This is a genomic window from Pseudoalteromonas sp. CnMc7-15 (genome assembly GCF_022347925.1).
In the GTDB taxonomy this organism is placed as follows: Bacteria; Pseudomonadota; Gammaproteobacteria; order Enterobacterales; family Alteromonadaceae; genus Pseudoalteromonas; species Pseudoalteromonas ruthenica.
Window position 1 is genome coordinate 692527 of the sequence record NZ_JAKRFT010000001.1, and the last position, 13427, is coordinate 705953.

Annotated in this window: 8 protein-coding genes; 2 read left to right on the top strand and 6 right to left on the bottom strand. The window is 45.5% G+C overall.

Annotation, left to right across the window (positions count from 1 at the left end; genetic code table 11):
• Positions 1 to 13: 13 nt before the first annotated feature.
• Genes MHM95_RS03170 through MHM95_RS03180 form a run of 3 tightly spaced genes read right to left on the bottom strand, consistent with a single transcriptional unit; the run spans position 14 to position 2679 of the window.
• Positions 14 to 538 carry a MotA/TolQ/ExbB proton channel family protein gene (locus MHM95_RS03170; protein ID WP_045979764.1) on the bottom strand — a complete coding sequence of 175 codons (525 nt, stop codon included), beginning with the start codon at positions 536 to 538 and terminating at the stop codon, positions 14 to 16.
• Positions 538 to 1902 (bottom strand): MotA/TolQ/ExbB proton channel family protein, encoded by a 1365-nt coding sequence (locus MHM95_RS03175; protein ID WP_022946737.1) that lies wholly within the window; start codon positions 1900 to 1902, stop codon positions 538 to 540. The genes MHM95_RS03170 and MHM95_RS03175 overlap by 1 nt, the downstream gene beginning before the upstream one ends.
• A gap of 6 nt (positions 1903 to 1908) precedes the next feature.
• Positions 1909 to 2679, bottom strand: a complete 771-nt coding sequence (locus tag MHM95_RS03180) for a DUF3450 domain-containing protein (protein ID WP_026111376.1) — start codon at positions 2677 to 2679, stop codon at positions 1909 to 1911.
• A gap of 437 nt (positions 2680 to 3116) precedes the next feature.
• Here MHM95_RS03180 and MHM95_RS03185 point away from each other — a divergent pair, with 437 nt between their 5' ends.
• Entirely contained in the window at positions 3117 to 4322 is a 1206-nt protein-coding gene (locus MHM95_RS03185) for a DUF547 domain-containing protein (protein WP_239384190.1), read from the top strand.
• A gap of 58 nt (positions 4323 to 4380) precedes the next feature.
• A complete protein-coding gene (locus MHM95_RS03190) occupies positions 4381 to 6165 on the top strand; it encodes a putative 2OG-Fe(II) oxygenase (RefSeq protein WP_239384192.1) in 1785 nt (594 codons plus the stop codon).
• Positions 6166 to 6171: 6 nt separating this feature from the next.
• Here the strand turns inward: MHM95_RS03190 and MHM95_RS03195 are convergent, their stop codons facing one another.
• The 3 genes from MHM95_RS03195 to MHM95_RS03205 all read right to left on the bottom strand — a co-directional run bounded on the left by MHM95_RS03195 (position 6172) and on the right by MHM95_RS03205 (position 13309).
• Positions 6172 to 7806, bottom strand: coding sequence for a sulfotransferase (locus MHM95_RS03195; protein WP_239384193.1), 1635 nt, complete (start codon positions 7804 to 7806; stop codon positions 6172 to 6174).
• Between the two features lie 94 nt (positions 7807 to 7900).
• Positions 7901 to 10762 carry a TonB-dependent receptor gene (locus MHM95_RS03200; RefSeq protein ID WP_239384194.1) on the bottom strand — a complete coding sequence of 954 codons (2862 nt, stop codon included), beginning with the start codon at positions 10760 to 10762 and terminating at the stop codon, positions 7901 to 7903.
• 246 nt (positions 10763 to 11008) lie between these two features.
• Positions 11009 to 13309: a DNA polymerase II gene (locus tag MHM95_RS03205; RefSeq protein WP_239384196.1), complete on the bottom strand. Its 2301-nt coding sequence runs from the start codon at positions 13307 to 13309 to the stop codon at positions 11009 to 11011.
• Positions 13310 to 13427 lie beyond the last annotated feature (118 nt).

The following is a 13427-nucleotide window of genomic DNA, read 5'->3' on the forward strand; positions in this document are numbered from 1 at the left end:
TTCAAATCTCTCTCTAGTGATGAGGCAAGCTATCGACGAGCTTCTCTTTAGCCATTTTTGCACGTGCTTCAAGACGTGTACTAAAGAATACACCCGATAGTGCCGCAACCATTCCAGCCATTGTTGGGATTGTTGCCATTGAAATACCTGATGCCATTAGTCGAGGGTTACCTGTGCCCTGAGTTGCCATGGTTTCGAAAACCGCGATCATCCCAGTTACAGTACCTAGCAGACCAATAAGTGGACATACAGCTACCAATGTCTTAATCAACAACATGCGCTCATCTAATTTTTCAGACGCTTCAGAAATCCATGCATCGCGGATTCTGTGTGCGTACCAAGACGTAGTGTCCTGGCGGGCGTCCCACTTCGCTACAATCCCCTTTTTCATTTTCGGGAACTCAGAGAGTAGGAACCAATAGCGCTCAATCATTAAAACCCACATGAGGAAGAGTGCTATCGCGACCACGTATAATACCTGGCCGCCTGTGCCAACAAAATCCCTGATAGATTCCCAAATCTCCATCAGGACTAGCATTAGGCTTTCTCCTTCTCCGCGTGAGCAGCGATAATACCGGCGCTTTGCTCATCAAGAACGTGGATGATTGATTTACTGCGACCAGCAACAATAGCGTGAACTAGGATTAGCGGTAGTGCCGCAATTAGACCTAGAGCTGTGGTTACTAGAGCCATTGAGATTGAACCAGCCATGATCTTCGGATCACCTGTACCGAACAAGGTAATTTGTTGGAAGGTGTTGATCATACCAACAACGGTACCAAGTAGACCTAGTAGCGGCGCGATAGCGGCTAAGATCTTGATGATGTTGATACCCGCTTCGATACGTGGCGTTTCACGTAGAATCGCTTCGTCTAGTTTAAGCTCAAGGTTTTCAACGTCTTGGTTTTTGTTGTCGTGGTAAACTTTAAGAATACGGCCCAGCGGGTTACCTTCTGAAGGTGAGCTGGTGTTCTTAAGCTGACTCTTGATTTTACCTGAAACGATGGTTAGGTCGATTAGGCGCACAACAGCGATAAGTAGACCAATCACTAGTAGTACAGCGATGATGTAACCTACTTCTTCACCTTGGTGGAAGCGCTCTTCAGGTGTAGCTTTTTGCGTGTTCAGACGCAGGATTGAGCCACGAGTTGGGTCAATGTAAAAGCCTGTGTACTGGTCTGCTGAAGTACCGATTAGGTCTTTTGCTGAATCAAGTACGAAACCGTCTGGCTGACGACCTAGCGGTTGAATCGCTTGGTTTTCAGCAGAATAAACTAAATAGCCGTCATCAGTAATAAGGTTAAAGTTACCGATACGAGTTACTTGCTTGGTTGATGTTGAACCGTCTAGCTCTGAAACTTCAGCTTCGAAAGAAGAAACTTTCGCAGACTCAGTCATTTCAGTTTGTAGGGCAATCCAAAGCTCTTCTAGTTCACGTGTAGTGGGTAGCTCTTTCGCTGCCGCTAGTGAACGAAGAATTTCAGCACGGCCAGGCTTTTCAGCACTAACTAGTGACGCTTCGATTGAACCAATGGTTTCTTGCGCTGCACGACGTACAACACCGAACATCTCACCTAGTGTACCTTTTGCGTTTTCAAGCGCTTGCTCTTTTTCCGCTAGGGTTACTTCGTTTTGAGCATACTCTTTTTGTAGACGCTCGCCACGTGCTTTTTCTGCTGCAAGTTCACGTTTTGCTTGGTTAAGCAACGCTTGCTTGTCAGCGCGTGCAGACAAGAACTCTTGTTCACGCTGTTTGTTTAGTTTGCCTTCAGAGATACGCTCTTTTTTAACTTGATCAAGGATCTGGTCAAGTACTTCTGTGTTTGCATGAGCGTTAAGCGCAGCACCGGCAGAAACTGATAGTACTGCTGCAACAGCAAAACCTTTAAATAGTTTCTTCATTCTCTATTACTCCGCGCCGAAGATTGGAAGTTTAACAAGATCCGGTGCAGCCTGTTTACGGGCCATACGGATTGTCTCTTTAACAGGCTTTAGGAATTCTTCACCCAAAGCTTCCCACTGCTTAGTGCTGTTGTTCCACACCCAAGCATTCTTCTGGTCGAATGATTGCGCAACATAAGCAATACGACCTAGACGTGCGAAGTCTACAGAGATGTCACGACCGTCGATATTCAGGCTACCTTGGTCTGCAACCATTGTCGTGCTGTAGTCTTTCTCAACCATGTATGCTTCAAGTACCTGACGGAACTTCTCTGAAGTCGTTACAGAAGCACTGCTCATGATTTCACGTAGTTTTTCAACGCGAGCTAGGCGATCTTCGGTATTAAACGGAACGTCCGCTTTGATGAATTGCTCAAGCGTATCGATCATGCGATACATCAAAGGCACAACGTTTTGTTTAGTTTTGTCGATACCTGCAATCTGACGCTCTAGTGATTCAATTTGTGAATTTTGATCATCAACTAGACGCTGAACGTGGTCGTTATAGACCTTCATGATTTCAGTTTCATCAACAGTCGCGCGGTAATCAGCGATTAGCTCTTGCGTTTGACCATAGATGTTATCGATTTTAGTTTGAGACTTTTTAGCAGCCGTTTGGATAGTTGCACCCGCTTTGTGGATGTCATTCAACGGATCTGCCATCACATTGTTGCTTGCAAGTGCAGCTGCGCCAACCAACGCAGAAGCTACAAGACTCTTTCTGATTTTAACAGACATAGTTCCCAACCAATTAAGTAATGTTACTTTTTGAATTTTAATTAGCTTGCCTTGTGACAAACCAACCTAGGTATCTTTCTACTGATACCAACTTGCCAATAATGCTAAAAGGTTCCAGTGCTGTCAACTTGATGTTTATCGCAATTTTCCTTGATTTCGTCTTACTTTTTTGGTTTAAACATATTTTTAACAAATCAATTCTACTTATAAGCCGCTATACTGGGCATTGACATAATTTGGAAATGAAAAGTTAAATTTCTTTTTTTTTACAGTAAGTGAGGTATTAGCGGTAAGTTGCTTACTAAGTCAGTCTATATCGGCCATTTGTACCTTTTATAAGTAGTCTCACACCTACTTGGTAGGTATAAGTTGGTTACTCTGTGTTGCTCACAATCAACGTAAGGCAACTATATAACAATAAATAACAAGGACCTTTTATGTTTAGATTCACCACTGTGCTCACCACCGTGCTTATATTTGTATGCAGTGCTCCAAGCTTGGCACAGCAAAATCAGGAGCAAAAATTGGCGCAGGCCTTCGGTGGTTTCAAATGGAATTCCCAATTTGAAGTCGCATACGATGATATTGACCAACTGTTAGCGATGACCGTTGTCAACACGGGAATGTCGGATCGCTCGCGCTTGAAAAGCGAGCAAACTATCGGCACGCGCATGACATCGGGTCGTAATAAAGCAACAGCGCTTGAAGCTAATCGCTTTTATTTCGAAGGAGTCAAAAAGTCTGATCTAAAGCTCGCACTCACTAAAATAAGAGAAAGCCTGGAAAACTTACCGCAAGAAATGCCCCTAAGTGAGCTTAATAAGAAAGAGCAGCTCGCCTATTGGCTCAATCTTTATAACATGACTCTGTTAGAGCAGCTGGTTAAGCGTTATCCGCTGCACTCATTAGATGATGAAATTGAAGATGAAGGGCTCCTTGACGCTAAACTCATTACCGTTGCGGGCCACCCACTTTCACTCAATGACATCCAGCAACGTATTGTGTATCCCAACTTTGCAGAAAAGCCGAATGTCATCTATGGCTTCTATCAAGGTTACATTGGCAGCCCCAGCCTTCATCCCGCAGCGTTTAAAGGGGCCACTGTATATAAGCAACTAGAAAAACGCGCAGAAGAGTTCATTAATTCAAATCGCGGCGCTCAAGTTGATGATGAAATACTTGAAGTGTCGCAGTATTACCGACAAGCCACATTTTATTTCCCTCAGCTTCAAGATGACTTGAAACGCCATATTGCTATTTATGCTAAAGGCCAATTCGAATATGACCTACGTAACGTTGAAAAAGTTGAGATTGAAATTGAAGATTACACACTCGCCGACTTAACCGGTTCGGGCCGCCAAATTGGCGGCGGCGTCGCGAGCAATCAAGCTGGTATGCTCGATGCTGTTGTCAATGGTTCTGGTGGACAAGCTGCGGGTATGGCGGGCGCGGATGGTGGTTTAGGTGCGCAAAACGTAGGCGTGGTGTCACAAACTATGCAAACGCGCACAGCAGACTTTGGTCGCTTTACTCCTGAGCAGGCAGAAATTCTGCGTAAGATAAGAGAAAAGCAGGAAATAGCAGCCGGCTCTGTGGAAATCAAAGACATTGATAAAGAGAAAAAGGAAAAGTCGGAAAACTAACATTCAAATGCAGCATTGAAATGTTACTATAAAGTAAAGTTAACTTTTCAATGCTGTAATGAAACATTATCCAATCGCGTTCGCGCTTTATCAAAAAGGTCAGTTTTCTCAATCACTCAATGCCTTAGAGAAGGCCGCTGAACTTAGCTCACAGGATTTATTGCTCAAAGCGGCTAATTTGATTTGCTTGAATCAATGTGCTGATGCTGAACGCGTCCTCCAAGAACTTTTGCGTATTGAACCTGCAAATTTAGGGGCCCAATTTGAGCTCGCTAAGTTGCAATTTAAACGACAAAGCTTTTGTGAATGTATTGCCACATTGGCTAATTCAAAACGCAATGAAGCCGCGAACTTACTCTATATCGACGCGCTGATACGGACCTTACGGCTACGCGAAGCCAAATCCTTACTACTACAGAGTAAACGCTCTGCGGAGCAGGCGATACATTGGCACTTGCTGGATGTGGACTATGAGCTTGCCTCTGGGCATTACCTGGAGGCCAGTGAGTTGCTTCATCAGCTACTAAACCAACACCACAATAACTTTCATTTGCAATATAAATTAGCTTGCCTATACCGTGATGTAGGTGAAACTGAAAAAGCCAAAGCGCTGTTTATCGACTTACAAAAACAGCAGCCAAAATTGCCCGAGTTGAGCTATGTGGTTGGATGTTGCGCTTACGAACTCGGTGATTATCGTAGCGCGCAGCAAGCATTACTTCACACCCTCAGCTTGGCTCCGAATTATATTCCCGCACACGAAAGTTTAAATAAGCTTTACTGGCACACCGAGCAAGAACAACACTATATGAGCAGTTATAAACAGACACTGCATCATTATGACTGGCACCCAGATTTAGTGTTGTCCGCCATCGAACAACTAATACGCATAGGCCATATAGATGAAGCTCAGCAGCTATGTGCCCAAGGCCTCGAAAAATTCAATGGCGACCCTCGGTTTGTGCATGCAAAAGCTCTGATTTTAGATAAACAAGGTAATGGTGAGCAGGCCTACTCCTTGTTCCGAGAAGCGGCCAATTTATGCCCCAGTGTCACACGTTACCAAATTGACTTGGCGAACTGCGAACTTGAGTTGAGTCATTATCACGCTGCCGAAACACTGATAAAACAAGCGCTAGATTACGCCCCAGACAATCAAGAGCTATGGGCTTATTTAAGCACAATATGGCGCTTGAAGGGCGATGAGCGATGGCAGTGGCTGTGCGACTACGAGCACACGGTTAAGGTTAAATCATTACCTACGCCTGCTCGCTTTTCTCAATTGTCGGACTTCTTATCTGAACTCTCAGCGCTGTTAACAGCCAAGCACCGTAAAGTGACCAAGCAACCATTAGATCAAAGCGTTGAATTAGGCACACAAACTTCAGGTAACTTGCTGTTTTCTAATCATGTGCTCATAAAAGAATACAAATGGGCATTGCACCTAGCCATTACCGAATATTTAGCATCTCTACCAACCGATCGTTCACACCCCCTTTATAGACGTAACTATGGCCAGTTTAAAGTCAATGGCAGTTGGTCGGTACAGCTTGGAAAAGGCGGTTATCATCGCAACCATATCCATCCCTCTGGATGGATTTCAGCCCCGGCTTATATTCAAGTACCGAAGTCAATGCATAAGGATGATCCCACACGAAGTGGGTGGCTGCGACTTGGAGAAACCTGTTTGAATTTAGGTGAGCGAGAGCAGATAGATAAACTCATTTGCCCTCAGCCGGGGCAGATTATTATTTTCCCAAGCTACCTGTGGCATGGCACCTACCCTATCACCAGTGAACAACCGCGTATCACCTTGCCCACGGACATTATGCCAACCGCTTGAACCAGCTCACAGCAGTTCACTGAAATAAGGGAATGCGCGCTGCGCTAAAATCGCCTCTTTATAGTGCTTAAAACGGCCGACGGATGAGCTATACAAAGGCTTTCTAACTTGCCATACGCTTGCAGTTCTGACATGTGAGCGCTGATTATGAAAGCGCTCTGCCTCACCGTCATACTGGATACCTAGCTGAGAAAACAATGTCGTGAGCACTTGCTCCGGCTGCGCTACTAGTTGTTCATACTCGACAGTCATAATGTCATTGCCGTACTGCTGATGCCAGTGCGCTTTGAGGCGCTGTTGATGTTCATACATATGGCGAATGTTATCAAGGTCAGTTGCATAGTTAAGGCTCGGCCCCAAGCGCTGAAAATAAGCCGAAAGCGCGTTATCTCTTATATCACGTTGCGTCCATATCACTTTTAAGCCGGGGTAGAGCTGCTTTAATATGTCTATATAGAGGTAATTTTCGGGCCGCTTATCAGTAACCCAATCGTGCCCTTTCGCCACACTCACTAACAAGTCATCATACGCATGAGCGAAACCCGGCGTCCCTGCTTTATTTAGCAATTGAATTGGTTTGTTGGTGAGCTCAAAAAGCTGGCGATGTACAAACTCCAACTCACCACCAGCCTGAATATAGCTGCTAGCGCCTAATATTTGTTCTAATAAGGTCGAACCCGAGCGGAACATACCACAAATGATGATTGGCTGTACTGATGGCGAGTCTTGCGCGGCTAGCTGAGATATATGTTCGGCGCGGGCGAAAATACTTTGTTCAATGCGCTCAAGTGAAGCAACATTGAATGATGCAAGAGATTGCTTATTGAGAGAGTTAGCTTGAGAGTAATGCATCCACGCCTGTTTATATAGCCTCGCATCATCGAGCGCTTTGCCACAACTATAATGTAAATCACACCTTAGTTGCGCGGGCATTTTAGTCATCACATCTTGGCATCGAGTCACATAATTGTGCGCCGACTCAGTATTGAACTGATCAAGGTCAGCAAGGCGCGACAGTGCCAATGAGTGCTGCGCGTCAATGGTCAGTACCTGCTCAAATAATTGCTTTGCAGCGCATTTGTCTCCGGCAAATTCTTTAATCGCAGCGAGGTTAAAGAGAGCATCAACATAATCTGGTTTTAGCTCCAGAGCTTTACCTAGCCACTGTTGCGCGGTTTCTGGGTCGAGTAACAGCTCAGAGTACACCAATGCCAAATTGAGGTGCACCTCATGAGGGTCTTCAATGCCGAGCTCTAAGGCGCGCTCAAAGTGCGTTATCGCTATTTCTGGGCGCGTTGCTTTGCGGGCATAGTACCCGCAATTGAAATGTGCTGTGTCGTCGGTGTCATGACACTGCAAATAACGCTCATATCCAGCGCAAATAAAAGTAAAGTCTCCTAAATGCTCACCGATATCAGTAATAACTTGACGATACTCGCGACTACTCGGGTTTAATTGCTGTAAACACACAACATAGTTTTTCGCTTCCTTCCAGCGCTGCTCTGCTAAGGCTAAGCGCAGTAATTGGCGAAGCGCAGGCTCTTTTGTGTCGGTTTTCTTAGCTAACTCTTGGAACAGAGTAATGGCTTGCTCTTTATTGTCTTCTTTTAATAGCGCTGCGGCATGTTGCAAGCTAGTCAAGCGGCCTCCAAAAACCATAAGATAGGATATTAATATTAAAATTTAGTAACAAAAAAAGCGAGCCGAGGCTCGCTTTTTCAGGGATTAAACAAGTTTAGAACTTGAATGTTACGTTTGCGTGGAAATAACGACCTAATGTGTCGTAGAAACCAGCAATCGCGTTACCGTTGGTAGAAAGCGAACCGCCTACCAATGGTGGCTCTTTATCCATGATGTTGTTAACACCCACTAATACGCTAGTGTAATCATTGATAGTGAAGCTACCTTTAAGATCTAAGTAACTTTGTGAGCTGATGCCATCTTGAACAAGCGTATCATCACCACTGTAGTCACTAACTTCGCCGTAGTAACGCCATTTCAACGTAGCACGCCAGAAGCTGCCAGTGTCATAGTTCATAGTGAACACGTGACGCCACTCAGGCTGTGCAAAACACCCATTATCAAGTGTACCTACACAGTCATACGCCTCAGTAATACCTGGGAGGTTATCGTACTCTTTGGTGATGAAATATGAACCAATTAAGTTAGTTGAAAGCGTACCGCCTGCAACCTCAAAGTCATAGTTTGCAGAAAGGTCGATACCTTCCCAATGCAATTGACCCAAGTTGATATCTGTCGCTACCACTTGACCGCTACCTACCCATAGGCTGCCGCTTCCTGGCGTACGTTGAACGTTATCACATACTGCTGGGTCTCCAGTAATACCACACTGACGAACAATGACTTCAGGGTCGATATTGCCAATCGCGTCTTCAAGTTCAATATCCCAGTAATCGAGTGAGAAGTTAAGCCCTTCAATTGGCTCAGCCACTAGACCTAGGGTAATGGTATCCGCGATTTCAGGTGTCAAGTCAGGGTTACCACCGAAGAAACCATTATACTGATCCGCAGGGCTCTTACCTACGCTACCGTATTGGGAAGCAGATACACCTGTGTTCGCACATTGTGTGGCTGTAAGTTCTGGCTCATCGCCTGCACATGGATCTACACCTGGCCATAAACCAGAGCTTTGCTGTGCGAAGAGCTCACCGTTGTTTGCAGCACGTACTGCACGGTTATAGCTTGCACGGATTTTCCAATCAGACGTTACATCCCAGTTAATGGCTGCTTTATAAGTAGGCTCTGAACCTGAGGTGCTGTAATCTGACCAACGGTAGGCTAAATCAAGGGTGAAGTTTTCGAAGCCTGTTTTACCCTCTACAATCGGTAGGCTTACCTCTGTGTAGAATTCAGTTACATCGTAACTACCTTCCAAGCTCTTAGTTGTGCCACCTTGACCTAAAAGAAGGCCTTGCGCGTATACTTCATCGGCTGTACGTTCAAAGTTTTCTTCACGATACTCTGCACCAAATACCGCTGCGATTGGGTAATCTGAGCTCGGTAGCGTGTAATCGAATTCACCTGAGACGAAACCACCTAGGATGATTTGCTCTGTAACACCGTTCAAGATAGCTGTACCTGTAAGCGCTCCTGCCGCTTCTGGAGTTACACCCTCGTAGGTGAATACTTCGTATGGAATACAACCATCGCTGTCTGCACAGCTTTCACCATTCGCTGAAAGCGCTGTGGTGATACGTGGACCAAAGAAGTCGTTAATATATGCTGACGACGACGACGTTGAGCCGTATTGAGCAGTCACATCATACGTCCAAAGGTCGCTCAGCTCACCGCGCGTACCCAATACCATACGGAATGAGTTGTGCTCAAGCTTATCTGAACGAGGACCGCCTTCTACGTTACGCTTACCAATGTAGGTTGCGAACTGATCACCAGAGCCAATGCCGAAACGATCTGCTAGCGCTTCACGTTGTGCATCAGAGATAAGTGGGCTATCGAAATCCATTACATAACTGGTATCGAAGAAGGTGCCTGATTCCGCGATTTGCGCTGTAGTGCGGTCACGCATGAACATAGTTTCAACATAAGGGTTGAAGTGTTCATTAATTTCATAATTAGCAAATAAACCAAATGTATGACGCTCATCTGGGCGCATAAAGTGGTTAATTGGTGCATAGTTATACACATTGCCTACTGAATCGGTGAAGCCACTGTCTGGAGTAAGTGTCCAGTACTCATACATATCTTCGCCGAAGTCTACACCACCGGTTTCGGTTGGAAGTGATACGTAGAAGTTAGGAATAACCGCGTTACCAGAACCACCACATGCAGTACCTGCAGCGTTCAATGCACATGATGAGTAGTCACGCGCACCTTGACGTAACTCGTTTTGCTTGGTGTAGGTTACGTAACCAACTGCATGACCTTTACCACCATCAAAGGTGCCGCCAAGTGTTGCACTGAAATCAAACGCTGCGCCATCAAAACCGTCGCTACCGCTTGGATATTCGAAGTCACGCTCATCCATCAAGCCTTGGATGTACTCATTGTCATTATCGTGTTGGTACGCAGAGCCACCAATATCAACTTGGAAGCCTTCGAAGTCATCATTCATTACGAAGTTAACAACACCCGCTACCGCATCGGCACCATAAGTTGTTGAACCACCACCGGTCATTACTTCAACGCGTTTAATTAGCGCAGCTGGAATTTGGTTAATATCAGCCGATTGCGTGTAAATACCACCAGCTTGTGCACGACGACCGTTGATAAGTACTAGCGTACGCTGAGCACCCATACCGCGAAGGTCAAGCGTTGCCGTACCGGTTGCACCATTTGATTGGAATGCAGTTTGTGATGCCTCGATTTGCGGTAGGTTATTCATGATATCTTCGACGCGGGTAAAGCCCGACATAGCGATATCTTCTGCAGAGGTTACTTGTACTGGAGTAGCTGTTTCAAGATCAGTACGCTTGATACGCGAACCGGTTACTTCGATACGCTCAACATCATCAGCACCCTCTTCAGCAGCGATGGCATTTGCCGAAATGCCTGCTGTTGAAGCAGCACCAAAAGCAAGTGCTAAACGCACTGATTTTGCGATTTTGCTATTTAACATTAGATTCTCCCTGGATCACTTGTAGACGTGATTGTTTTTATCGCGGCTGTTAACCGCTTGTAATTAAATGCACTAATTAATGCACTTTGATTGTGATAATAAACAATTATGGAATTACTGGTCAACACCAAATTAACAAAACAGCTATATCCATAACAATTGATCACTAAACAAACTTAAAAGCTCAGCGCCCAGGTAAAAAAGAAGGACAATAGAGACTCTTTTGTAAATAAAGGGGTTTTTAGATTAAATTAATGTGAATTGACTATCTAGGGGGCAGTGAAGCGATACATCGCACACATCAGCAATGTCATCGATAATGGGTTTTAGCTGTTTCTCAAGGTAATGTGCTAAGTCCAGTGGCCTACTGCTAGGGGTGCAGCGAGGACCATCAACTGTTATAACGTACTCAACCCAATCACCTTTAGCGTAACTTTGAGTACTACTTCGTGCAGCTTTCACATGAGGGGGAGTTGCTTTGGTGTATTCATCAGGGTTTTTGCCTAAGCGTTTGGCATAAGTTAAGAGCTGAGCGTTATCCCCTTTCTGTAAAGTGTTAACATAATTATCAATGATATGTTGCAGATTTGCACCAGTGAATAATCCTTGAAACAGTTCACCTTGAAACTTTCTCGCCAGTGGCGTCCAATCGCTACGCACCGACTCCATGCCTTTAAAAACGAGTTCTCGGTGCTTCTGGACCAATAAACCAGTGTAACGTTTCTTCGTTCCCACGTCTTTATGCCTTGCCTTGGGCATAAAAAAAGGTCGATATAGGCTTTCGTATTCAAGCTCCAAATAACTAGGTATTCCATAGCTTTGTTCAAGTGTTTGTCGCCAACGGTCGTTAATTTTTGTCACTAACTCTTTGGCTAACGTGTGACTTTGTTCGTCACTAAGCTCTTCGGGTAGTGCGATAAAGGTAGAGTCGGTATCGCCGTAGATCACATCAACACCATATTCAATCAGCCACTGTCGCGTTGTTTGCATAATATCGTGCCCGCGCAGGGTAATCGAACTGGCTAGTCTAGGGTCGTAAAAGCGACAACCTTTTGAGCCAAGCACACCGTATAGGCTGTTCATGATAATCTTGATGGCCTGCTGAAGATGAGGGTCGCGGTGCTTTTTGGCCTCTTGGCGGGCCTGTGCGAGGCTGGCAACCAAATCAGGAAGATGATGTTTGCTGCGAGAAAAAAATGCCTCATGATACCCAACAATTGCGTCATCAGGAGCATTGAGCCCCTCTATTAAGCCCATGGGATCGATACAAAAGGTACGAATAATACTCGGGTAAAGGCTTTTAAAGTCAAGAACTGCAACATTTTGATAAAGGCCGGGCACCGAGTCCATCACATAACCGCCTGGGCTGTCGAAGGTCAATCCATGATCGCCTAAATTAGGAGCCACATAACCACTGCGATGTAACAATGGCAAATAAAGGTTGGTGAACGCCGCCACCGACCCTCCTAGCCGTTCTAATGGCAGCCCTGTAAGCTGGGTCCGCACAATAGCAAAGTCGACCAATTCAAGACGAGCAAAGATGGCTAATACAAGCTCACAGTCTTTTAAGTTATATTCAGCAAGTTGCAGTTTATCTTCGTTGAAAAGCCGGGAAATCTCGGAAACTTTGTCTTTGTTTTCGATAAGCTTTCGCTCGCCAAGGATTTCGTGGGCAACATTATCAAGGGCAAAGCTGGGGTAGTAATATGTGGCGTTTTTAAGCATATCAATGCCATCAAGTACAGCGCGCCCGGGAACTATAAGCTTAGCGACTTTTCCTCCGCGCCACACAACCGCCTCGTTATTGCGTCCTAAATTAAGACGAATACCCAATTGTTGAGCGCGATAGCACAGCAGCTGAAAGTCAAAGTCGACCACATTCCAACCAACGATCACATCAGGGTCTATATGGTGTATGTGCTCTTGTAACCGCACGAGCAAAGCGGCCTCATCCTCAACATACTCAAGCCACGAGCGCTCTTCGGTGCTACGCCCAACCATCAGCACCTTTTTAAACCGTTCACTTACCAAGCCAACACTGTAAAGCACACCATCGCCACTGCATTCAATATCCAGCGATAAAACCCGCAAAGTGGGCCGGTAGTGGGGATGGCTTTTAAACCGCGCTTGGACTAAGGAGCCATTAGCACTGGAGGTGCCGTCTACCCAAACGCCGCCGCGAATAAATCGCTCCATTAAGAAGCGCTCGTGCGCGCGGATATCATCCTCGTATAACGTAATTCCTTGCTCTTTAAGCTGTTCTCGCGCCGCATAAAACTGATTCAAGTGCGTGAAATAACACCCTGCCATGGGTTTACCGGCAAAAGAGTGCAGCGTTACTGTGCGGATATCACAAGGTAAGTTAGCGGCTTGGAGTAATTTTATCACTCGCTGCTGCTGCGATTGGGCAACGAAAAATACCGCAGACTCAGCGACAGATTGTGCTTTAACTGGGCCGTTGTCTGTGGCCAGCCAAAAGACATGACTGATACCATCGCTCAGTTGCCGTGTTTGCGCGGAAAGGATAAACCCTGCTATTGGAGCCAACCGAATACCTATAGAAGTGAGTAAATACAGCGCGTTGTTTTCTATGTCTTGCCCAAGCATCACAACATAAGTGAATTGTCACTTGAGTCATATGCAGCCACACTCTAAAATGGTCGCA

Bases quoted from the DNA above. Each gene is read 5' to 3' on its own strand.
- MHM95_RS03170 (WP_045979764.1), bottom strand. From the start codon at position 538: ATGCTAGTCCTGATGGAGATTTGGGAATCTATCAGGGATTTTGTTGGC.
- MHM95_RS03175 (WP_022946737.1), bottom strand. From the start codon at position 1,902: ATGAAGAAACTATTTAAAGGTTTTGCTGTTGCAGCAGTACTATCAGTT.
- MHM95_RS03180 (WP_026111376.1), bottom strand. From the start codon at position 2,679: ATGTCTGTTAAAATCAGAAAGAGTCTTGTAGCTTCTGCGTTGGTTGGC.
- MHM95_RS03185 (WP_239384190.1), top strand. From the start codon at position 3,117: ATGTTTAGATTCACCACTGTGCTCACCACCGTGCTTATATTTGTATGC.
- MHM95_RS03190 (WP_239384192.1), top strand. From the start codon at position 4,381: ATGAAACATTATCCAATCGCGTTCGCGCTTTATCAAAAAGGTCAGTTT.
- MHM95_RS03200 (WP_239384194.1), bottom strand. From the start codon at position 10,762: ATGTTAAATAGCAAAATCGCAAAATCAGTGCGTTTAGCACTTGCTTTT.